Consider the following 21,042-nt stretch of genomic DNA (forward strand, 5'->3'; position numbering starts at 1 on the left):
GCGCCCTCCACCCTTGATGTTTCCAGGAAGAGCGAAGCGACCACCAGCCCGGCGGACCGGTAAGGACGGACTACTCGGTCGCACTGAGCGCGGGCTGCGGAAGCGTTCCTCCGGTGAACTCGCTGACCCGTGCGGGTGATTGCGGACGCGCAGGCTGCGCGAAGGCGGGACGCGGCCGGTAGAACGCGCTGGTGATCAAGAACCTCGCGCGCGGTATCGGCGCGCTCACCCTCGCCCTCGTCCCCCTCCTCCCGTCTTCCGCCACTCCAGCCGCGCAGGCCGCTCCGGTGGCGGAGGTAACGACCCTGGCCGACGCGGTCGGTCTGCTCAAGGTGACCGAGGAGAACCGCACCGGCTACACCTCTTCGTCCTTCCGACACTGGAACGCGGGCGAGGACCCGACGGACGGGTGCGACACCCGAGCCGAGGTCCTCCTCGCCGAAGCGGTCGTCGCACCGACCGTGGGGTCCGGCTGCAAGCTGACCGGCGGCAGGTGGACGTCCTACTTCGACGGCCAGGAGGTCACCACCGCCGGGTCCCTGGACGTCGCCCACCTCGTCGCGCCCGCCGAGGCCTGGGATTCCGGCGCCTCCGCCTGGACCGCCGAGCAGCGGGAGGCCTACGCGAACGACCAGGGGTCGGACGTCTCCCTGGTCGCGGTCACGTCGCGCACCAACCGCCGGAAGGCGGACAAGGACCCGGCGGACTGGATGCCGCCGTCCCCGGAGGTCCAGTGCCGGTATGCGGGGGAATGGGTGGCGACCAAGCTCCGCTGGCAGCTCACCGCGGACGACCGCGAGCTCGAAGCGCTGAAGGTGTACGCCGAGGGGCCCTGCGAGGACACCATCGTCCGCTACACACCGGCGGTCTGAGCCACCCGGGAACGACACGCCGGCCTCGCTCACTCCCTCACGGCGCACCCCGCCCGCAGCCAGGCCATCTCATGCAGCAACCCACCGTCCACGAAGGGATCCTGGGCGGTGGGCCGCGACCGCCAGTCCAGCGGCCAGGTCCCCCCGTCCAGCGCCGGAACCCCGACGAACGCGTCCCCGCGCGCGTTCCTGCTCATCGCCTCCACGCCGGGGGGCCACCGGTGCCCGGCGGCGGTGCCTGGCGCGAGCAGGAAGTACATGCTGCGCTCGCCGATACCGGAGCGGACGATGGGCCCGGCGTGGAAGTCGGTGAACTGCATGACCTCGTAGGCGATTTCCTCGCCGAGCAGGCCGACTGCACGGACGGCGTCGAAGTGGATGCCCACGTGACGGAGGGCGTGGCCGGCGGCGGGGATCCAGGAGGGCACCGGATCCGGTGAATTCTTCAGTTCCATGCGCTCAGCTTTGCGGCGAACACGTACCGTGACCAGGAATCTGAGGACTCCGTGCACCGCTGTGCACTTGTAGGGGGCGCCGTGCACCTGGGAAATGAGACGAGCGGTAACGCCGTCATGTTCGGCCGACTGCTGCGCCACTTCCGGGAGCGCGCCGGACTGTCGCAGGAAGCCCTGGGCAGGAGGATCAGGTTCTCCAAGTCCCAAGTGGCCATGGTCGAGCGCGGAAACCGGCCGCCGAGGGGCGGATTCGTGGAGCGCGCAGACGACGCGGTGGGTGCACAAGGCGCACTCATGGCGGCCGGAGAGGACGTTACGGGGAGCTACTTGGCCGATTGGTTCGAGGACTTCGCCAACCTGGAGAGAAGGGCGGCAGCACGGCATGAGTACGAGACGCACGTGGTACCCGGCCTGCTCCAGACGGAGGCATACGCTCGCACCGTTCTCCAAGGTGGCTACCCGCCGGTGGGGGACGACGTGGTCGAAGGCCGAGTCGCGGACCGGCTGGCCCGCCAGTCCCTCATCACGCGCAAGGACCCGGCCGCCCTCAGTTTCGTACTCGAACTAAGTGCGCTGGCTCGCCCGATCGGCGGCCGGGCCGTACACCAGGAGCAGATCGCCCATGTTCTCAACGTGGCGCAGTTGCGCCATGTGACACTTCAGGTGATGTCCCCCCACCGCGAGACTCACAGTGGCCTGAGTGGTCCTTTCGTCCTGCTGGAAACGAAGGAACAGCGCCGACTCGCCTACCTTGAAGTCCAGGACCACAGGCTCCTCACTGATCAAGAGCCCACCGTGGGTGCCCTGTTCGGCAAGTATGGCAACATGCGGGCGCAGGCTCTCAATCCCGAGGAAACCTGCGTAGAGATCGAGAAACTGGCTAAATGAGCACTGAACTCAACTGGTTCAAGAGCAGCTATAGCGGAGAGAACAGCGGCAACTGCATCGAGGTAGCCACCTGCCCCCACACCGTCCACATCCGCGACTCCAAGGACCTCACCGCCCCCACCCTCGCCGTCTCCCCCGCCTCCTGGACGTTCTTCGTGGAGTTCGCCGCCTCCTGAGCGACGCGGGGGCGGGGTCTCGTTCACCCGTGTCCAGATGAACGGCGGCAAGCCGATCGTGATCGGCACGTCGAAGGAGGTCCGCGCGCCCGCATCCTTCTGGGAGACCAGGAAGTACGCCTCCTACGGGGGCTGCTCGGTGAGCCTGCGGTTCAAGCCGTCCGGCGCCGCCTCCTACACCACGGCGAAGAAGGTGCCGGCGAACGGCTCGGGTGCCCTCAAGCCGACCGTGAAGGCCTCCAGGACGACCGCCACCACCGTGTAGGACCCGCCGCCCTGCACCCTGGCCGACCGCGAGCGGTGCCTAGGAGGCGTCCAGCTTGCGCCGTTCCCGCTTGTTGGGGTGACGGACGACCACTCCGCCCATGGCGCCGGACCCGGTGAGCCGGATCAGCGGAGTTCCCGGGAGCCGGTCGGAGGTGGTCTTGTCCGTGAGGCCGCCGATGCCGGGATCGATGCCGCTGGTGTCCGCGACCCAGCCGTCGGGGATGACGACCGTGACACCGGATGTCTCCGCGTACGCCTCCACGACGACCTCCGCGAGACGGCACTCGACCCGGGTGAAGTCCAGCGTCACGCCCCCCACGCCTCCGTGAGCGATCACGCGTCCCGGAACGTCCCAGCGCCCGGGCCCCAGGGAGGCACCGAACATGCCGCCCCTCAGCACCAGTGGCGGCCGGTTCTCCGCTGCGGAGGCCGAGGCAGAGTGCGGCACCGGCAAGTCGGCGGTGAGACAGTCCAGTTCGCCGTGGGTCTTGGCCGTCAGTGCCAGCTCCAGGCGGGAATCCAGCTCATCGAAATCGATGCGCCCCTCGGCCGCCGCATCACGCAGCCGCTCAACTACGGCTTCCCGGTCGTCGTGAGAGGCACGAATTCCCCCTGGCGAAACGGGGCGCGGAGAGGGCTCCGGAAACTGGGCTGTCATAGCCGCAAGGATAGGCAGTCGGCGCAGCGACTGCCTATCGACAGCCCTCACCGTCCACACGCTCGCCGGGCCCCCTGAAACGGCGGACGCCCTCATGGGGTCCGCCACCTCCGGAGCAGCGCTGGGGCGGCGGACTGCCGATGCTCTGCAACCATCGAGCTGTCCGTCCAACGCACGGTCAGGACGAGGGGGCGGGGCCCGGGACCGGGGTCTCGGCGGACCAGAAGTCGGAGCGGACGTTGGGGGTGGGGGGCCTACCGTCGTACGTGCGGCCGGTCGCCACCTTTGTGGGCACGGCCACCTTCGACTCGTCGACGCAGGGGCTGGTTACCTCGAAGAATGCCTGCCCTTTGTAGCCGAACTTGACCACGATGCCGAAGCCGTCCTTGGATACGGCGATGATCGAAGGCATTTCCTTGCTCGGATTCACCGTCTTGATCCGAAAGTCGCTCGCCTTCCAGAAACGCTCGACCACTCCCAGAAAGTTGCCCCGACGCTGCTCAGAAACGACTGTCATCACGGTCCAGTAGCGCGTTACGTCGCAGCTACCGGTCGTCGTCGTGTAGTGGACCCATTCGATGTCCGGCTTGATCTCTCCGACCGTCGCGTAGAACATCCCGTCGGCGCGCTCCGCCGCCCCCTGCATGTCCATGCCTGCTACTGCCCCATTCCCGTTCTTGGCACTACTCAGCAGCCCGCAGCCGACGAGCAACGCGCCGGTCACGCCCAGCGCACAGGCCAGGCGAACAGTTCGCATAATGCGCCTCATCGATGCTTCTCCCTCACGATGTCCTCAGGACGTCCGCCGACAATGCTTGCGATATTGCGCGCCGATTCCTGATCCTTCGTGGGAGTGAAGTACTGGGAGTGGGCGTCGAACATTCCGGCTTCGAGAACCATCCTGGGCCCATCGTCGACCTCGAAGCGCTGTGCCCCGAAGGCTTCACTCGCCGGGTCCTTGCCGAAGTACAGGTCGTCGTTGCCGACATCGAGAAGATCATTAGCCCTTCTGACCGCCTCCGGACCACCCAGCACCCAGGCGGGCCCCGCAGCGAGCGCCGACTCTCCCTTCGTGGGCACGTGGGTGACCGGGTCGTTGTCGGCGGCGCCCACGAACACATGGTCCTTGCCCACGCCGAGTTCCGTCGCCTTCTGGGCGTCCACGCCGGGGCTGCCGAGCAGGATCACATCATCGACGCCCGGAATCCCGCCGGACTCCTTGGCGGCCGTGCCCACGGTGAGCGAGCCGTAGGAATGCCCGATCGCCGTCACATGCGGGTCCTCGTTCCCGTTCGTCGCCGAAAGACCTGCCATGAACTCGTTGTACGCCGGGGCCCCCCGCTGCGCATCGCCCTTCGTCATTACGTCCGCACTCTGCGGGGCGTCGTAACCCAGCCAGACGATCGAGGCACTGGACGGGTCAACATCCTGGGTACCGATGGCCGTGTCCTGTGCCCGCTTCATCGTGTCCGTGACGAAGTCGCCGTCGAGCTTGGTGCCGAGGCCAGGAACGTACGCCGCGACGTGCCTGGACGTATCGGGGTTCCCGTACGAGACGACCGCGCGTCCGTTGCCCTCGTCCCCGATGCCGAGAAGGAACATGGGCGGGTGACTCGACTCACCGAGTTTGTCCTGAATCATGCGGAGGGCGTCGAGTTTGGTCCTGGCGTCGTCGCTGCCCTGACGCGCCAACTCGTCGATGAGGACCGGCAGGTAGTTGCGGTTCGCCTCGTCGCGGACGACCGCCGGGATGCCGTCCAGACCGCCGATCAGGTCCGGTGCGACGTTCACGTACTCCTGCCGCTGTTCGTCGGTCAACGCGTCCCACCACTTCTTGCGCTCCGCAGGGTCCTTGTCCTGCGGGATCCCTTCGGCGAGGTGCATGCCGGCGGTGGAGCGGACGTCGGCCGTGTCCCTGAACACGTCCTTCAGCGTGGCCGCGGTGACATCGAGTCCCTTCTCCGCCTTCAGGCCGTTGAGGGTCTTCGCGTACCGGGCGTCGATCTCCCGCGCGGACCGCACAGCTCGGGCGATGCGGTCGGCCACGTCCTGGGCCTTCTCCGCGTTCGGGTTGACCGGCCTGAAGCCTGAGTAGCCGGGGTACAGCGACTGCTGCCCCGGCAAGCCGAGGCCCGGCGGGTCCAGCGGGAGGCGGGAGCTGCCCCGCGAGCTACCTCCCGGCGCCTCCTGCTTCGCCCCGGTCAGGTCGTCGACCTTCGCGGCCGGGTAGCTGACGGAGCCATCGTCGTGGACCGTGAAGTTCAGGGAGGCCGCGTCCTCCAGTGCCTGCTTCAGCAGGTTCTGGGGCTCGGCCAGATCGCCGGCAAGCCCGTTGAGCGCTGTACGGACCAACCCACACTCGGTCTGCACGTACTGGAAGTTGCGGCTGAGTCGCCGCAGCCTGCCGAGGGCAGCCTCGGCCGAGTCGCTCTCCTGGGTCTCGCGGAGCTTCGCGGACATCGCGCGGTCGACCTGTGCCCGGTCGGAGGCCGAACGACCGGATACCTCGTGCCACTTGTCGCCCGCCTGCGTGAGCTCGGAGGTCTTGAGGTCGCGCAGCAGCTGCCAAGTGAGGGGCCCTGTCATCGCTTCTCATCCGCCTTGCCGGGGACCTGGACCCCCGCGAAGGACGACTTGACCCCGGTCTCCGACTCCCCCATCTCCTTGGCGACCGTCAGCAGGTTTCCCTTGAGTTGCTCGCACTCGTCCCGTACCGCCTGAAGGCGTTCTTCCCAGGACGTCAGCACGCTCTTGAGGGCCGCGACGGAACTGAGGCCGGCTAATCCCGCCGCGACGCCCTCATGACCGCGCCCGAGAACCGACCTGCTCGTCTCCGCCCTGGTCCGTAAGTCGCCGGCGGTGCCGGAAGCACTGGTCCAAGGGCCCTTGGTGTACTTGAGTTTCCCGGTTCCGCCCGAACCGGCCCCGGCGTCGCTGGACGCCGAGGCAAGCCTCAACGCCGGCCCACCGTCGGTCGGTCCGAACAGCTCCTGCCAGCGCTCCGCATCAAACACGACACTCCCCCGTCTGTCCGCGTTCCATTTCTGCGCCCGGAGAGGCTAGCGCAGGCTATGTGCGTGTACGCGATCGGGAACGGGTTCCAGACAAGGAAATGGCTGGACAACAGTGTCGGTCAGGCGTTCGTGCTTGCATACGCACTGGCTGGAAAGCGGTTAGAGAAGTGGACCGCTGGGTGCACTGTGCTGGACGAGGCCCTCCCGCACTGGACGCCGATCCACTGACGCGCCGGGGCCCGACCTGCTGACGGGGCCCGGGCCGGCGCTGCTCGGCCTCGCGCTCCTTCAGTCCTCGCGCCCTTCGCCCTGTCGTCGGCACGGAGCAAAGCTACTGATCTTGCCGGTCCGGGGCGGTGGACCGTACCAGGGAGACGGGCTCCGTCTGCTGGTCGGAGGCGGAGACACGGGTGGTGTGGCGGGTGAGGCGCAGGCCCATGGCCGTGAGGGCGTCCGTGTCGTAGAGCGCGCACAGGAGCGCCGCCGCGGCGGGCAGCGACAGCGGGATGGCCGGATTGTGCCCGAGCAGGGCCGCCGTGTCCGGGTCGTCGAGGGCGGCCTGGCCCGCGTGGGCGAGGACCTGGCGGGGGTCGTCGACGACGAGCTCGTCGATCTGGATCCGCTGGGCGCGGACGCGCAGGTCGAGCGGGCGGGCCGGGGTGGGCCTCGGGATCGCGACGACGGACCGGAGCTTCGGGTGGGACGGGCGGTTCAGGTGGGCCACGTCGGCCAGGTCGGTCAGGTTGTTCATGCGGTGGGCTCCAGAGAACGGGCCGCCGGAACGACGGTGCGCGGAACGACGGTGCGCGGAACGGCTGGGGCGGGGGATGGGGCAGGGCAGGGACGGGGCCGGGTCGGAGCTGCTGGGGCGGGGCCGGGGCCAAGGGGTGGGGGGCTGGTCGCGCACGGTTTTGGCGTTGGGGGCAAGATCGGTCCGGTCTCACCGAGTTGGCGTGTGGTCGAGTCGGACATGCTTACCTTGAGAGCGCCGTGCGACCGTCGCAAGGTGCGCTGTGTGCACTGTGCGCAGACTGCGCGGAATGTCGGATAGATCGAGCCGAAACGGGACCGGAGCGGGACCGATGTGGGACCGGATCGGGACCGGAGCGGGACCCATGCGGCGCCCGATCGGGACCGGAGCAGGACCCAGGCGGCGTCGGAACGGGGCCGGAACGGGAGGGGGGAAGCCGTGGCGCGCGAGAGGTCGGGGCGGACGGCGCGGCATCTGGTCCTCGTGGCCCGCCTGCGGCGACTGCGGGAAGGCGCCGGCCTTTCCGTCCCTCAGGCCGCCACCCAGCTGGGGTGGCACCCCACGACGCTGCGGCGGCTGGAACAGGCGCAGACCTCCCTCGACGTGGGGCAGGTGTCCGCCCTGCTCGCCGTCTACGGGGCGGGCGCGGCGGAGGCCGACGACATCATGGGGCGGCTCAACGCGGCCAACATGCCCGGCTGGTGGCATCCGTGGCGCGATGCGATGGCACCGTGGCTGATGGACCTGATGAGCGTGGAGTCGGCGGCCGGCGTCGTACGCACCTGGGACCCGGCGCTGGTTCCGTTACTGCTGCGGACCCCGGCCTACGCGATGGCCGTGGACGAGATCAGGTGCCCCGACGGGGACGCGGCCGGGCGGCGACGCCGGGCGGACTTTCTGCTGGAGCGTCAGAAACGGCTCCAGGAACAGCAGACCCGGCTCTGGGCCGTGCTGCCCGTCACCGCGCTGCGCGTCCGGGTGGGCGGCGCCGAGGTGATGCGTGAACAGCTCAGGAGCATGCAGCAGCTGGCGGAGCGGGGTGATGTGACGGTGCAGCTGCACCCGGAGTACGCCCCGCCGCACCCGCTGACCGGTGTTCCGGCGTTGACCCTCTACCGGGTGGAGATCCGGGAGATCGCCGACCATGTGGTGCGGGAGGGCGGGCTCCCCGGCACGGCGGAGGTGTGGGACAGCCCCCACCCCGTGCAGACGTATCAGGGAATGCTGGACGTGTCGTGCGTGATGGCGATGCGGCCGGCCCGAACAGGAGAGGTGTTACAGGATGAGTACGACCGGAAATGGGCCTGAGGGAAACGGGCCCGAACTGCCCGCGCAGATCGATACGAGCGTCGCGCACTCCGCCCGGGTCTGGAACTACTGGCTCGGCGGCAAGGACAACTTCCCGGCGGACCGGGCGGCGGGCGACGCCTACCGTGAGAAGTACCCGCTGATCGAGACGTTCGCGAAGGAGTCGCGGGACTTCCTCCGCCGTACGGTCACCCACCTCGCCCGGGACGCCGGAATCCGCCAGTTCCTCGACGTGGGCGCCGGGTTGCCCACCGCGAACAACACCCACGAGGTGGCCCAGCGGATAGCCCCGGACTCCCGGATCGTCTACGTCGACCACGACCCCCTGGTGCTCCTGCACGTCCACGCGCTGCTGACCAGCACCCCCGAGGGCGCCACCGCCTACGTCGAGGCGGACATGCGCGACACCGAGACCGTGCTCACCGGGGCGGCCAAGACCCTGGACCTGACGCAGCCCGTCGCCCTCGTGATCAGTGACGTCCTCGGGCACATCGTGGACTGGGACGACGCCCTGTCCCTGGTGCGGCGGCTGGTGGACCGGCTGCCCTCGGGCAGCTACCTCTCGCTCAGCCACTCCACCGCATCCGACGACGCCCACCGCGCCGTCCAGGACGAGTACAACGCGAGCGGCGCGATCCCGTACATCTTCCGGGAGCCGGAGACCACGATCGCGTTCTTCGAAGGGCTGGAGATGGTGGAGCCGGGCATGGTGTCCTGGCCGAACTGGCGGCCCGACGCGAACACCGGCACCACCACGGCCCGGGCCGGGTGGGGCGCGGTCGCCCGCATTCCCTGACCCACGTCCGCAACTGGCGTGCCGCGCGCGGGACTTCTGCGCGCGCGGTACGCACGGCCGCAGAGGCTCGCCCATGAGCAGCACAGGCACGACCGGCCACGGGGCCACGGGCCCGCGGGGCGCCCGGCACGAGCGGGACGCGGCGGACCGGCTGCTGCGGGCGGCGACCCGGTCCGGTGCGCACCTGATCGCCGAGGCCGCGTCCCTGGTCCAGGGGTGGGCGGTGCTGGCCGACCCCATCGCCGGGGCCGTCTACAGCTCCCCCGCGGCCGCGGCCGCCGACGGCGTACACGCGGCCGCCGCGCCGTCGGAGCACCCGCACTGCACGCAGCTCCCGGCGGCCGGAGCCGTCCTCGTCCTGGCCCCGGCGCCCACCGTGCCCCCGGGGCACGCCTGCCACGTCGCCACGACCACCGCGGCCCTCCTGGAGGTGCGCGGCCGGCGGGCGGCGGAGCTGCGGGGCGAACAGATGCGGCTGCACACCACCCTCATCCGGCTGCTGCTGGCGGGCCACACCGACGCCGTCACCGAGACCTTGGCCGGGAACAGGCTCACGCATGTCACGGTCTACCGGCTCTCCGGCCCCGACCTGCCCGCCGCCCACGAGGTGCTCTGGCGGGCCGCCCGCCCCTCCATCGCCCCGCACGCCGACGCCTGCACCCTGATCGGCCGGCCGGACGGGGAACTGGTCGTCGCCGAGCTCCACCACGGCGGCGACGACGGGCGGATCCTGCGCCTGGTCTCCCGGCTGAGCGAGCGGCACCACCTGCTCGCGGGCATGGCCGGGCCCCTGCCCCTGGCCGAGATGTCCACCGCCCACAGCGACGCCGCCGCCGCCCGGCACAGCGCCACCCCTGACTGCCGCATCGTCCCCGCCGACGCCGTGGGCACCTCCCGGCTCGCCCCCCTCCTGCCCGCCGCCCGGTACGCCCGGTGGGCGGCATCCGTGCTGCGCCCGCTGTCCCCGGCCCACCAGCACCTGCTCCTGGTCTGGCTCCGCACCGGCAGCAAGCCCCGCGCCGCCGCCGCGCTCGGCCTGTCCGCCGGCACGGTCCGGGCCCGGATACGTGACCTGTCCAGGCTGCTCGGCGCGGACCTGGAGGACGCCACCGTGCAGGCGCATCTGCTACTCGCCCTCCGCGCCCCCGCTCCCGAGCCCGACCCCAACCTGGACGTCGACGACGCCGGGGCCGACTCCGACGCCGACGCCGACCCGGACGCCGATGACGCCGACCTGCACGTCCCCGACCCCGACCTGGACGACGCCGGGGCCGACTCCGACGCCGACCTCAGCCGCAGCAGCAGCACCAGCACCAGCAGCGGCTGTCCGGCCGGTCCCGCCCGGCTGGAGGCGCTGCCGGACGATCTCCTGGACACCGAGGCGGCCCGGAGCTGGGCCGTCGGCCTAGTCGGCGGGCTGGAGCCGCACCTGCGGATCGCCCTGGCCTGCTGGCTGCGCCACCACGCCCGAACCGCCCCCGCCGCGGCCGAACTGCACGTCCACCGCACCACCCTGGCCGGCTGGCTCACCCAGTGCGCCGAACACCTCGCGCGCAACCTCGCCGACGCCACCGTGCGCGCCGAGGTCCACCTCGCGCTGAAGGCCACCCGGAACGGCCCCGACGACCCGACGGCCCTTCCCCGGCGCGGTGGCCGCACCTACCGCCGCCTGTGACGCCCCAGCAGGGCCCCGTACACCTAGGCCCTGTCGTCGAACTCCCGTCTGCCCCGCGGCGCCATGCACGCACTCTCGCCGCACCGGGCCCACGCCCGAGTACGCCCAGTACGAGGACGTGAGCCCGGCACGCCGAGAGCACGCACCTGACCCCGCAGGGCCGCCCTCCGGGCGACGACGGGAGTTTGACGACAGGGCCTAAGGCGTGTTTCGAAGGGGCCGGCGGGCGGCGGCCAGGCCACCGATCAGGCGGCCCAGCTCCGCCGGCGCCTGGAGGTGGGCCATGTGCCCCTGGCCGGGCAGCTCGTGGACCTCGGCGTGGGGGACGCGCCGCGCGATGTCGTCGAACGACGTGCCGTAGGGGGCCCTTCCGCGGCTGGCCCCGCCGACGATCAGGTCGACGCGGCCCGCCCGCCGGGCGAGGGCCTCCGGCGCGGGCTCCCCGTACAGCGCGGCCAGCTCGGCGTACAGCGGCCCGGCCAGCCGGCACAGGGCCCCCCACACCTCGGGGTCGGCGCGCAGGGCGTCGACGGCCGCCGCGTCGAGACCGGCGAGCCGCCGGTGCACGATCTCCACCGCCGCGTCCCGGTCCGCCGCCTCCTGCGCGGCCTTCAGTCCCGGTAGCACGTCCAGGCCGAACGGGCGCATCACGGGCTCGTACGCGATCACCTGGCGCAGGGGCCGTTCGTCGGCGGCCAGCAGGGCGATCAGCCCGCCGTAACTCCAGCCGAAGAGCGCCTGGACGCCGCCCACTTCGTCCAGCACCACGCCGAGGTCGGCCACCTCGGTCCGCAGGGAGTACGCGCTGGTCATCGGTCCCGAGGGCGCGCGCCCCCGGCGGTTGACGACCGCCACCGACGGCCAGGCGTCCACGGCGGACGCGACCGTACGCCAGCCGAGGGCGTCGCTCATGGCCCCGGGGACGATGACGAGGCCCGGCACGTCCGGCTCCCCGTACACGTCGACCGTGATCCAGCTGCCGTCGCCCACCGAGAGCCTTTTCCGAATCGATTGCTCCATAAAGCCATTATGGCGCGATCGCTCTATAATTCAAGGGTGCCCCAGCCGAAACGTGGACGCCCACGAGCCTTCGACCGTGACCGCGCCCTCCTCGACGCCGCCCGCCTCTTCTGGCGACGCGGATACTCCGGAACCTCGACCCGCGACCTGACCGCACTGCTCGGGCTCTCCACCTCCAGCCTCTACGGCACCTTCGGCAGCAAGGCCGGCCTGTTCGAGGAAGCGGTGCGGACCTACGCGGAGCGCTACCGCGAGATCTACCAACAGGCCCTCGCGACACCGGAGTTCCGGTCCGCCGTCGAACGCGTCCTCGTCGACTCCGTCCACGAGTTCACCCGGCCCGACGACGAACACCCCGGCTGCCTGCTCAGCAGCGCCGCCATGGCCGACAGCACCGGCACACTCGACACCAGCGCCTACTTCGCCGAACTCCAGGACTCCAACGAGCGGGCTCTCCGCGCCCGCGTCGAACGCGCCGTCCAGGAAGGGGATCTGCCCGCCGACACGGACGCGGAGGCCCTGACAGGGCTCATCCAGTCCCTCTGGCACGGGCTGTCGGCGCGGGCCAATCTCGGTACGGACCGCGAGAGTCTGCTCGCGACGGCACGGCTCGCCCACGAGCTGATCTGCGGACGCCGGGGGCCGGCCGCGTGACCCGCGCGGCGAGCGGCCCCGGCCCCGCAGGTCGCGCCACACCGCGACGCCCCCGGGTGAACGGTCCGCCCGCAGGTCAGCGCAGGCGCAAGAGCGTCGCCCGCCTGTCCTGAAAGGCCATTGACGTACGCGTACGGGTCACGAAGGATCACCGCGTGACGAACACCGAACAGCCCCCGCCCGCCTCCGGACCGGTCCGCCCCATCGCCCTGATCACCGGCGTCGGCCGCAGCATCGGCATCGGCGCGGGCATCGCGCGCCGACTGGCGTCCACCGGCTGGGACGTCGCCTTCACCTACTGGACGCCCTACGACCGCCGCATGGACTGGGGCGCCGAGCCGGGGGCCGCCGCGTCCATCGAGAAGGAGCTGGCGGAGGCGGGGGCCCGTACGGCGGCGATCGAGGCGGACCTGACCGACCCCGACGCGCCGACGCGCATCTTCGACGAGGCGGAACAGCGCCTCGGCGGGCCGGTGACCGCACTCGTCCTCTCGCACGCGGAGTCGGTGGACTCGGGGCTGCTGGACACCACCGTGGAGGCGTTCGACCGGCACTTCGCGGTGAACTCCCGGGCCAGTTGGCTGCTGATCCGCGAGTACGGGCTCCGCTTCCGCGGCGCGCCCGGCTCCGTGCCCGGCACCCCGACAGGCAGGATCGTCGCGCTCACCAGCGACCACACCGTGGGCAACCTCCCCTACGGGGCGAGCAAGGGGGCCCTGGACCGCATCACGCTGGCCGCCGCGCACGAGCTGGGCCACCTCGGGGTGACCGCGAACGTCGTCAACCCCGGCCCGGTGGACACCGGCTGGATGAACGACGAGCTGCGCGAGACCCTGGCGCGGGGCACCCCGCTCGGCCGTCTCGGCACCCCGCTGGACACCGCCCACCTGGTGGGATTCCTGTGCTCCCCCGAAGGCCAGTGGGTCAACGGCCAGTTGCTGAAGAGCAACGGCGGCGCGGCGTCCTAGGCTCCCGTCCGTACCGCCGTTCGCCGGGGCGCGAACCGGCACCGCACGCCGACGCGTCCGAGCAGGACGTAGCGTCTAATCTGGCGTGGTCCATGTAGTGCACAGGGGGTCGTATGCACAACGAAGACAAGGCCGGCAGAGCGGGCGACGGGGCCAGCGGCCCCGAGGACCGCCGGTCGAACGACGACCCCCGACAGCCGGACGCCGTGGCGCAGGAGTGGCCGAGCACGCAGCCTCCGCCGCACGACGCTCCGCCCTCCCCCCGGACCGTGATCGACGGCCGCTACGAGCTGCTGGAGCCGATCGGCAGCGGCGGGATGGGCGAGGTCTGGAAGGCCCACGACCGGCGGCTGCGCCGGTTCGTCGCCGTGAAGGGCCTGCTCGACCGGAACTCGATGACCGCCGCCACGCAGACGGCGGCGCTGCAACGGGCGCGGCGCGAGGCCGAGGCCATCGCCAAGATCGAGCACCAGAACGTGGTGACGGTCCACGACCAGGTCGAGACCGACAACCAGGTCTGGATCGTGATGAAGCTGCTCGAAGCGAGGTCCCTGGGAGACCTGTTGGGCGGCGACGGGGTCCTCGCCGTGCCGAGGGCCGCGAACATCGGCCTCCAGATCCTCCAGGGCCTGCAAGCGGTCCACGCGGCATCGGTCGTCCACCGCGACGTGAAACCGGGCAACGTCCTCGTACGCGACGACGGCCTCGCGATCCTGGTGGACTTCGGCATCGCCACCTTCGAGGGCGCGGACCGGGTGACCCGGTCCGGAAGCGTCATCGGCACCTCCTCCTACCTGGCACCCGAGCTCTTCGCCCCCGCCTCCCCGGGCCCCACCCCCGCCTCCGACCTGTGGGCGCTGGGGATCACGCTGTACGAGATGGTCGAGGGCCGCGTGCCCTTCGCCGGGCACGAGGTCTGGGAGGTCCAGGAGAACATCCGGCACTCCCCCGACCCGGCCCTCCGCTACGCGGGGCCTCTCGCCCCGGTCATCCAGGGGCTGTTGACCACGGACCCGCGGCAGCGCCTGGACGCGGCCACGTCCGAGGCGATGCTCCGCGAGGTGCTCGCGGACCCCGCCGCGCCGAACGCGGCCCGGGCCGCCGCCGAGGCGACGCACCCGCCGACGGCCGTCTCCCCACCGAACCCCTCGGCTCCCACCCCTGCACCCGGCCCCGCCACCCCTCCGCGCGCACCGGCACCGGCGACCCCCGCACCCCCGCCCGCCCCCGCGGCGGCGGGCGGGCCGTCCGGCCGGTACCGGGGCTGGAAGGCGGCCGCGGCCGTGGTGTGCGTGGCACTGCTGGCCGGGGCCGGCTGGATGGCCTCCCAGGGCATCGGCGAGAAGGGCGGGGGCGGCGACGACCGGGCGGGCTCGGTGCAGGGCCAGGGCGACGCCGAGGGTGCCGCCGGAAGCGGCAGCGAGGAGCGGTGGAAGGACACCCACCCCACCCTGAAGATCGGCGTCAAGGACGACCAGCCCGGCCTGAGCAAGTTCGACGAGAAGACGCGTACGTACCGGGGGTACGACGTCGACCTGGCGTACGCGATCGCCGAGAGCATGGGCTACGGCAAGGGCGAGGTCTCCTTCACCACGGTCGCCACCGACTACCGGAGCACCGCGCTGAAGACCAAGCAGGTGGACCTGGTCATCGCGTCGTACAGCATCACCCCCGACCGCAAGACCGCCTCCCCCGGCGGCTACAGCGTCGACTTCGCGGGCCCGTACTACGACGCGAGCCGGAGCTTCCTGGTCCGCGAGAAGTCGCGCAAGTACACGCTCAACGACTCCAGCGACCTGGTGGACCTGCGCGTCGAGGTGTGCACGGCGCGGGAGTCGACGTACGAGAAGGAGCTGCCGAAGCGGGGCTTCACCATGGCGAAGTCGCAGCCCAACACCTACCAGGACTGCCTGGACAAACTGCTGGACCCCAAGTCCGACGTCTACGCGGTGGCCTCGGACGACATCATCCTCGCCGGATACGTGAAGGCCAATCCGGGCAAGGTGCGGCAGCTGGAGCCCATCGAGGGCGCGGAGGGCTACGGCGTGGCGATGCGGCCGAAGAGCCCGCTCCTGAAGGGCGAGGTGTGCTCGGCGCTCCGGACGATCCTGGCCGGCCGGATCTGGGAGGACATGTACAAGGAGAACCTGGCCGACCTGGTGGGCAGGGAGAACCCGCCGGGCCGCCCGGATATGACGGAGTGCGAGGGGTTCTGAGGGGTAGCGGCGCCGGCCGTGCCGCCAGGCCCCGGTCCGCGCCGCCCCCGGCTCAGCGCTCGGGGAACCGCTCCCCGCACCGGCTGCAGAAGACCGGTGCGGGGTCCTGGGACAGCCGCCCGCACTCCGGGCAGACCCGGTCCAGCATGCAGGGACCCTCGCCGCCCTCGTACGCCCCGGCCGGCGGCTTGATCGCGAGGCCGGGGCGCCGGCGGTGGACGGTGAGATACACCAGCCCGTCGGGCCCGGCGACCAGCGCGCGCCGTGACGTGCGGGGCAGCCAGAGGACGGTGCTGGGCCCCAGCTCCAGGGCCGGTCCGCCCTCCGCCGTCCTGACGCTCCCTCGGCCCTCCAGCACGACGAGGAGCACATCGAGCACGTCCTCCTGATGCTCACCGACCTCGGCGCCCGCCGACAGGCGCACCAGATTGGCGTCCAACTCCCGTCCCTGCTCGGCCAGATGCCACAGCGCACCGCGTTCGCCGGGTGCGGCGGAGGCGAGCAGTTGATCGAGGACGGCGAGAAGGCGGGGAGCGGCGTTCACGGCGTCCAGGCTACGCGGCTGCCGGGTCGGGCGCGCCGGCCGCCGCCACGCAGAATTCGTTCCCCTCCGGGTCGGCCATCACCACATGGTGTCCGTCGACCTCCGCCAGCACGGCCCCGCCGGCCGCGACCAGCCGGGCGGCCTCCGCCCGGACGCGGTCCCACCGCTCGGCGGGGGTGCCGTGGCCAGCGATCCGCACGTCTATGTGCAGCCGGTTCTTCGCGGTCTTCGGTTCGGGAACCCTGAGGATGGCGAGCCGGGGGCCGACGCCGTCCGGGTCGCACAGCCACGCCCCGTCGTCCACCGTCTCGCCCTCCGGCAGCTCGAACTGGGCGAGCCACTCCTCCCGGGTCGCGTACGGGGGCGGCGGGGGCAGGTCCACATAGCCCAGGGCCGACTTCCAGAAGACGGCGAGGAGTTGGGCGTCCGTACAGTCCAGGGTCAGATCGATACGCGCTGTCGTCATGGGCAGGACCGTACGGGACGCCCCGGGCGCTCGCATCCGCGTAACGTGGCCCACCGCCGACCGCCCGCCGCGCACCCGCCGCACCGAGGGGAACAACGCCGTGCACCGCGAACCGAACGACCCCTACCCCCCGATCGAACCGTACGGGAGCGGCATGCTGGACGTCGGCGACGGCAACCATGTGTACTGGGAGGTGTGCGGCAACCCGGACGGCAAGCCGGCCCTCGTGGTGCACGGCGGCCCCGGCTCCGGCTGCACACCCCGCGCCCGCCGGTACTTCGACCCGGACCGCTACCGGGTGGTCCTCTTCGACCAGCGGGGCTGCGGCCGCTCCACTCCGCACGCGAGCGACCCGGCGACGGACATGTCGCACAACACGACGGCCCACCTCATCACCGACATGGAACGCCTGCGGGAACACCTGGGCATCGACAAGTGGCTGCTGTACGGCGGCTCCTGGGGTTCCACCCTGATCCTGGCGTACGCCGAGGAGCACCCGGGGCGGGTCACGGAGGCGGTGATCCCCGCGGTGACGACGACCCGCCGCAGCGAGATCGAGTGGCTCTACCGGGGCGTCGGCCGGATCTTCCCCGAGGCCTGGGACGCCTTCCGCGCGGGCGTCCCCGGGACGAGCGACCCGGGCGGCCTGGTCGCGGCGTACGCCCGCCGCATGGAGAGCCAGGACGCCGCCGTACGGGAGAGGGCCGCGGCCGACTGGTGCGCCTGGGAGGACGCGGTCGTCTCGATGGAGGCGACCCAGGGCCCGCCCCCGTACAGCAGCCGCCCGGGCCGCGCCCAGCAGGCGTTCGTCCGGATCTGCGCCCACTACTTCGCCCACGGAGCCTGGCTGGAGGAAGGCCGACTCCTCGCCCACGCCCACCGCCTGACCGGCATCCCGGCCGCCCTGATCCACGGCCGCTTCGACCTGGTGAGCCCCCTGACCACCGCCTGGGAACTCGCCCGCGCCTGGCCGGACGCCGAGCTGACGATCATCGAGAACGCGGGGCACACGGGCGGCACGGAGACCCGGCGGGCGGTGCTGGGGGCGCTGGACGGGTTCGCGGGGAAGGGCTGACAACCGCCGCCCGTCCTCGCCCGGAGCAGCCGGAGCGGCCGGCCGCGGCACGACATGACAGGGCCCCGCTGGAGGAGAGACTCCGCGGGGCCCGGTGTCGTCACACGGTGACGCCGTCAGTCCTTGAAGGTGTCCTTGATCTTCTCCTTGGCCTGGCGGCCGTCACCCTTGGCCTGCTCGGCCCTGCCCTCGGCCGTGAGGCGCTCGTTGCCGACGGTGCGCCCGGCGACTTCCTTCATCTTGCCCTTGGCCTGCTCGGTCTTGGCCCGGCTCTTCTCGTCGGCGGCCATGTCACTCACCTCTCGCTGGGCTCGGCGTTGCGGTCTCCCACCACCTGACCCCCGCAGCCCCCTTCAAACCTGCCGACCGGCACCTGACCCACGACGGCCGCGGGGCCGCAGGCCTGACCCGCCCACGGCAGGGCATACGGCGTAGCGCCCGGAGAAACGGCTCCGGCACAACCGCCGCACGGCGGAGCAGACGTGGGGGACCAGATGGAGACCACCGTTCCGGCGAGAGAGACCGGCGGCCGACGGGCACCCGCCCCTCGGCGCCCCGGCCGCTCCCCCGCCCTCTCCAGCGGCACCGCCCGGGCCGCGGCCCGGGTCGCCGCCTTCGCGGTCTGCCAGGCGGCCCTCGTTGCAGGGGTCGGCCTGCTGATCACCGGACCGGCCCGTGAGCTGTGGCCGATGACCGCGGAGGACACCGTCGCCGAGGCCCTCGTAGGCGCACGCACCGCCACGCTCACCACGGCCTCCACGATCGTCTCCGCCCTGGGGGACACCGGCACGGTGATCGGCCTCACCTTGCTGGCGTGCGCCGCCCTGATCCTGGTGCCGCGGCTGCCCCTGTGGCGCGAGGCGGTCTTCCTCGCCGCCGCGGTCTCCCTCCAGTCGGCGGTCTTCCTGCTGATCACCGCATCCGTGGACCGGACGCGCCCGGACGTGGAGCGCCTGGACGACTCACCGCCGACCTCCAGCTACACCTCGGGGCACACCGGGGCCGCCACCGCCCTCTACGCCGGCCTCGCCGTCCTGGTCCTGTCCCGGGTCCGCTCCCCGTGGCGGGCGCCCCTGGCCGCTCTCCTGATGCTCGTTCCGCTCCTCGTGGGGCTGGCACGGCTCTACCGCGGCATGCACCACCCGACCGACGTGGTCGCGGGGCTGATGAACGGCTCGCTGTCGCTGCTCGTCGTGGGCCGGGCCGCGCTCGCCGGGCACTCCTGGACGGCGCGGCCCCCGGCCGACGCGATGGACATCGCCGTGGCCGCCGCCGAACGCCGGCCCGCCCCCGTGCGGAAGCACGCCGCCGTCATCGTCAACCCGACGGTGACCGACGCCGCGACCCGTGACCGGCTCCGGCTGGTGCTGGCCCAGCACGGGTACCACGACACCCCGTTCATCGACACCACCGCGCTGGACCCCGGCGGCGGCCAGACGGCCGGGGCCCTGCGCGCGGGGGCCGAGTTGATCGTCGTCTGCGGTGGCGACGGCACGGTCCGCGCGGTCGCGGACGCGCTCGCCGGCACCGGCGTCCCGCTGGTCCTCGTACCGTGCGGCACCGGCAATCTGCTGGCCCGCAACCTCGGACTGCCGCTGCGCCCCGCCGACGCGCTGGCGGCCGGTCTGACCGGCGAGCCCCGCGCCCTGGATCTCGGCCGGATCGAGGGGGACGGGTTCCCTGCCGTCCACTTCACGGCGATGGCCGGGGCCGGACTGGACGCGGCCATGCTGGAGGAGACCTCCGACCGCGCCAAGTCGGCCCTGGGCTGGCCCGCGTACGTGCTGGCCGGGGTCAAGGGGCTGCGCGCTCCCCGGATGCGGCTGACCGTCCGCCTGGACGGCGGCCCGGAGCTGCACCGCACCGCCCGTATGGTCCTCATCGCCAACATCGGGACGGTCCAGGGGGGTGCGGCACCGGTGCCCGCCGCCAGGCCCGACGACGGCACGCTGGACCTCGCGGTCTTCGACCCCCGGGGCGCGGGCGGCTGGCTGCGCACGGCCGGGGTGCTGCTGCGCGGCAGCGGAGGGGGCCGGGACGCGAAGGAGCCCGGCGCGAACGGTACGGACCCGAGGGCGGGCGGTCGGCGGACGGCCGGGACCTCCCGCGCCGCAGACTCCGCCCGGGGCGCCGTCGAGTTCCACACCTTCCGCCGCGCCGAACTGCGCTTCACCCGGCCACAGCCGCGCGAGGTCGACGGGGACCCGGTGGGACCCGGCCTGCGCCTCGCCGCCGAGGTCAGGCCCGGCGCCCTCACCGTCCTGCTTCCCGCCCGGGAGCGGTGATGGGGACGGCGACCCGGGTCCCGGTGACCCGCGACATGAGCGGGGACGAGCTGTCCGGCGACGAGGCGCTCGCGGCCCTGCGCCGGTACGGCCGCTGGCCGCTGGTGCGCGACGCCTTCGTACGCTTCCGCTACGCCGACGGCTTCAGCCACGCCCGCGCGCTGGCCCTGCAGACGATCCTGGCGATCGTCCCGCTGGTGATCGCCTTCGTCGGCCTGTCGGCCGAGCTGCACACCGAGAGCGTGGGCAGGCTCGCCGAGCTCACGATCCGCGGCATCAGCGAGGGCCCGAGCGCCCAGGTGGTGGACGACGCCCTCAACCGCCACCGGCGGAGCGACGGCGACGGACCCGAGGTCGCCCTCTGGCTGGGGCTGGCCTTCTCCCTCGCCAACGTCACCACCGCCATGTGCCAGATCGAGCGGGGGGCCAACCGGATCTACGGGGTGGAGCGGGACCGCGTCTTCCACCACAAGTACCTGCGCGGGCTGGTGATGGCCCTGAGCGCCGGCATCCCCCTCGGTATCGGGTCCGTCATGATGGTGGCCGGCGGAGAGCTCGTCGCCGCCGCGGCCTCCGTGTACGGCCTGGGCGAGACATCCCGGGAGACGTTGACCCTGCTGCGTTGGCCGCTGGGTTTCCTGCTCGCGCTGATCTCGGCGAGCGCGATCTTCCGCCGCTCACCGCGCCGTCGCCAGCCCGGTTACACCTGGCTGGCGTTCGGGGCCGCCGTCTACCTCGCCCTCTGGACGGCGCTGACCTGGCTCCTGAGCCTCTACCTCGGCATCAGCGGCTCCTTCGACACCGTCTACGGGCCCCTCAGCGCGTTCATGTCGCTGCTCCTGTGGGCCTATCTCACCTCCATAGCCCTCTTCGTCGGGCTGTCCTTCGCCGCCCAGCTGGAGGCCGTCCGGGCCCGCAGGCCCGGACCGGTCACCGCCGACCCCGGAGCATGAC

At 72.0% G+C, this 21,042-nt stretch carries 23 protein-coding genes; 13 read left to right on the top strand and 10 right to left on the bottom strand.

Going from position 1 to position 21,042, the window contains the following annotated elements:
- Window positions 1–188 precede the first annotated feature (188 nt).
- The gene (locus tag AC3CH1_RS11145) at window positions 189–872 is read left to right on the top strand and encodes a GmrSD restriction endonuclease domain-containing protein (RefSeq protein ID WP_488463473.1); all 684 of its coding nucleotides are present in this window, start codon (window positions 189–191) and stop codon (window positions 870–872) included.
- Between the two features lie 29 nt (window positions 873–901).
- On the opposite strand, the gene AC3CH1_RS11150 is transcribed toward AC3CH1_RS11145, so the two are convergent.
- On the bottom strand, window positions 902–1,327 hold the full coding sequence (locus AC3CH1_RS11150) for a hypothetical protein (RefSeq protein ID WP_360726386.1): 426 nt from the start codon (window positions 1,325–1,327) through the stop codon (window positions 902–904).
- Between the two features lie 81 nt (window positions 1,328–1,408).
- Here AC3CH1_RS11150 and AC3CH1_RS11155 point away from each other — a divergent pair, with 81 nt between their 5' ends.
- Genes AC3CH1_RS11155 through AC3CH1_RS11165 form a run of 3 tightly spaced genes read left to right on the top strand, consistent with a single transcriptional unit; the run spans window position 1,409 to window position 2,656 of the window.
- Window positions 1,409–2,215, top strand: coding sequence for a helix-turn-helix domain-containing protein (locus AC3CH1_RS11155; protein WP_488462746.1), 807 nt, complete (start codon window positions 1,409–1,411; stop codon window positions 2,213–2,215).
- Window positions 2,212–2,391 (top strand): DUF397 domain-containing protein, encoded by a 180-nt coding sequence (locus tag AC3CH1_RS11160; RefSeq protein ID WP_488462747.1) that lies wholly within the window; start codon window positions 2,212–2,214, stop codon window positions 2,389–2,391. Before AC3CH1_RS11155 ends, AC3CH1_RS11160 begins: the two co-directional genes overlap by 4 nt.
- A gap of 37 nt (window positions 2,392–2,428) precedes the next feature.
- Window positions 2,429–2,656, top strand: coding sequence for a hypothetical protein (locus AC3CH1_RS11165; RefSeq protein WP_488462748.1), 228 nt, complete (start codon window positions 2,429–2,431; stop codon window positions 2,654–2,656).
- A gap of 39 nt (window positions 2,657–2,695) precedes the next feature.
- On the opposite strand, the gene AC3CH1_RS11170 is transcribed toward AC3CH1_RS11165, so the two are convergent.
- From AC3CH1_RS11170 to AC3CH1_RS11190, 5 genes are all read right to left on the bottom strand, one after another.
- Window positions 2,696–3,316, bottom strand: coding sequence for a DUF1707 SHOCT-like domain-containing protein (locus AC3CH1_RS11170; RefSeq protein ID WP_488462749.1), 621 nt, complete (start codon window positions 3,314–3,316; stop codon window positions 2,696–2,698).
- A gap of 178 nt (window positions 3,317–3,494) precedes the next feature.
- Entirely contained in the window at window positions 3,495–4,085 is a 591-nt protein-coding gene (locus tag AC3CH1_RS11175) for a hypothetical protein (RefSeq protein ID WP_488462750.1), read from the bottom strand.
- Window positions 4,082–5,902, bottom strand: coding sequence for an alpha/beta hydrolase (locus AC3CH1_RS11180; protein WP_488462751.1), 1,821 nt, complete (start codon window positions 5,900–5,902; stop codon window positions 4,082–4,084). Before AC3CH1_RS11180 ends, AC3CH1_RS11175 begins: the two co-directional genes overlap by 4 nt.
- The gene (locus tag AC3CH1_RS11185) at window positions 5,899–6,330 is read right to left on the bottom strand and encodes a hypothetical protein (protein WP_397919384.1); all 432 of its coding nucleotides are present in this window, start codon (window positions 6,328–6,330) and stop codon (window positions 5,899–5,901) included. The genes AC3CH1_RS11180 and AC3CH1_RS11185 overlap by 4 nt, the downstream gene beginning before the upstream one ends.
- A gap of 331 nt (window positions 6,331–6,661) precedes the next feature.
- A complete protein-coding gene (locus tag AC3CH1_RS11190) occupies window positions 6,662–7,081 on the bottom strand; it encodes a hypothetical protein (RefSeq protein WP_488462752.1) in 420 nt (139 codons plus the stop codon).
- Between the two features lie 438 nt (window positions 7,082–7,519).
- Between AC3CH1_RS11190 and AC3CH1_RS11195 the strand changes: the two genes are divergently transcribed.
- From AC3CH1_RS11195 to AC3CH1_RS11205, 3 genes are all read left to right on the top strand, one after another.
- Window positions 7,520–8,389 carry a helix-turn-helix domain-containing protein gene (locus tag AC3CH1_RS11195; RefSeq protein ID WP_488462753.1) on the top strand — a complete coding sequence of 290 codons (870 nt, stop codon included), beginning with the start codon at window positions 7,520–7,522 and terminating at the stop codon, window positions 8,387–8,389.
- Entirely contained in the window at window positions 8,364–9,185 is an 822-nt protein-coding gene (locus tag AC3CH1_RS11200; protein WP_228922935.1) for an SAM-dependent methyltransferase, read from the top strand. Before AC3CH1_RS11195 ends, AC3CH1_RS11200 begins: the two co-directional genes overlap by 26 nt.
- Window positions 9,186–9,258: 73 nt before the next feature.
- A complete protein-coding gene (locus AC3CH1_RS11205) occupies window positions 9,259–10,860 on the top strand; it encodes a helix-turn-helix domain-containing protein (protein ID WP_488462754.1) in 1,602 nt (533 codons plus the stop codon).
- A gap of 198 nt (window positions 10,861–11,058) precedes the next feature.
- Here the strand turns inward: AC3CH1_RS11205 and AC3CH1_RS11210 are convergent, their stop codons facing one another.
- Entirely contained in the window at window positions 11,059–11,880 is an 822-nt protein-coding gene (locus AC3CH1_RS11210) for an alpha/beta fold hydrolase (RefSeq protein WP_488462755.1), read from the bottom strand.
- A gap of 36 nt (window positions 11,881–11,916) precedes the next feature.
- Here AC3CH1_RS11210 and AC3CH1_RS11215 point away from each other — a divergent pair, with 36 nt between their 5' ends.
- The 3 genes from AC3CH1_RS11215 (at window position 11,917) to AC3CH1_RS11225 (ending at window position 15,718) form a co-directional block, all read left to right on the top strand.
- Window positions 11,917–12,534, top strand: a complete 618-nt coding sequence (locus AC3CH1_RS11215) for a TetR/AcrR family transcriptional regulator (protein ID WP_488462756.1) — start codon at window positions 11,917–11,919, stop codon at window positions 12,532–12,534.
- A gap of 155 nt (window positions 12,535–12,689) precedes the next feature.
- A complete protein-coding gene (locus AC3CH1_RS11220) occupies window positions 12,690–13,502 on the top strand; it encodes an SDR family oxidoreductase (protein ID WP_488462757.1) in 813 nt (270 codons plus the stop codon).
- Between the two features lie 113 nt (window positions 13,503–13,615).
- Window positions 13,616–15,718 (top strand): serine/threonine-protein kinase, encoded by a 2,103-nt coding sequence (locus AC3CH1_RS11225; RefSeq protein WP_488462758.1) that lies wholly within the window; start codon window positions 13,616–13,618, stop codon window positions 15,716–15,718.
- Window positions 15,719–15,770: 52 nt separating this feature from the next.
- Here AC3CH1_RS11225 and AC3CH1_RS11230 read toward each other — a convergent pair whose 3' ends face one another.
- Together AC3CH1_RS11230 and AC3CH1_RS11235 are read right to left on the bottom strand one after the other, a co-directional pair.
- A complete protein-coding gene (locus AC3CH1_RS11230; RefSeq protein WP_488462759.1) occupies window positions 15,771–16,262 on the bottom strand; it encodes a hypothetical protein in 492 nt (163 codons plus the stop codon).
- Window positions 16,263–16,272: 10 nt separating this feature from the next.
- Window positions 16,273–16,728 (bottom strand): VOC family protein, encoded by a 456-nt coding sequence (locus tag AC3CH1_RS11235; protein ID WP_488462760.1) that lies wholly within the window; start codon window positions 16,726–16,728, stop codon window positions 16,273–16,275.
- Window positions 16,729–16,828: 100 nt separating this feature from the next.
- Between AC3CH1_RS11235 and pip the strand changes: the two genes are divergently transcribed.
- Complete coding sequence (pip, locus tag AC3CH1_RS11240) at window positions 16,829–17,803, top strand: prolyl aminopeptidase (protein ID WP_488463474.1); 975 nt, start codon at window positions 16,829–16,831, stop codon at window positions 17,801–17,803.
- 116 nt (window positions 17,804–17,919) lie between these two features.
- On the opposite strand, the gene AC3CH1_RS11245 is transcribed toward pip, so the two are convergent.
- Window positions 17,920–18,093: a CsbD family protein gene (locus tag AC3CH1_RS11245; RefSeq protein ID WP_488462761.1), complete on the bottom strand. Its 174-nt coding sequence runs from the start codon at window positions 18,091–18,093 to the stop codon at window positions 17,920–17,922.
- Window positions 18,094–18,297: 204 nt separating this feature from the next.
- On the opposite strand from AC3CH1_RS11245, the gene AC3CH1_RS11250 reads away from it, so the two are divergent.
- Both AC3CH1_RS11250 and AC3CH1_RS11255 read left to right on the top strand, forming a co-directional pair.
- Window positions 18,298–20,088, top strand: coding sequence for a bifunctional phosphatase PAP2/diacylglycerol kinase family protein (locus AC3CH1_RS11250; RefSeq protein WP_488463475.1), 1,791 nt, complete (start codon window positions 18,298–18,300; stop codon window positions 20,086–20,088).
- Window positions 20,088–21,041, top strand: a complete 954-nt coding sequence (locus tag AC3CH1_RS11255) for a YihY/virulence factor BrkB family protein (protein WP_488462762.1) — start codon at window positions 20,088–20,090, stop codon at window positions 21,039–21,041. The genes AC3CH1_RS11250 and AC3CH1_RS11255 overlap by 1 nt, the downstream gene beginning before the upstream one ends.
- Window position 21,042 lies beyond the last annotated feature (1 nt).

It is taken from the genome of Streptomyces sp. MGP-P1 (assembly GCF_057766565.1).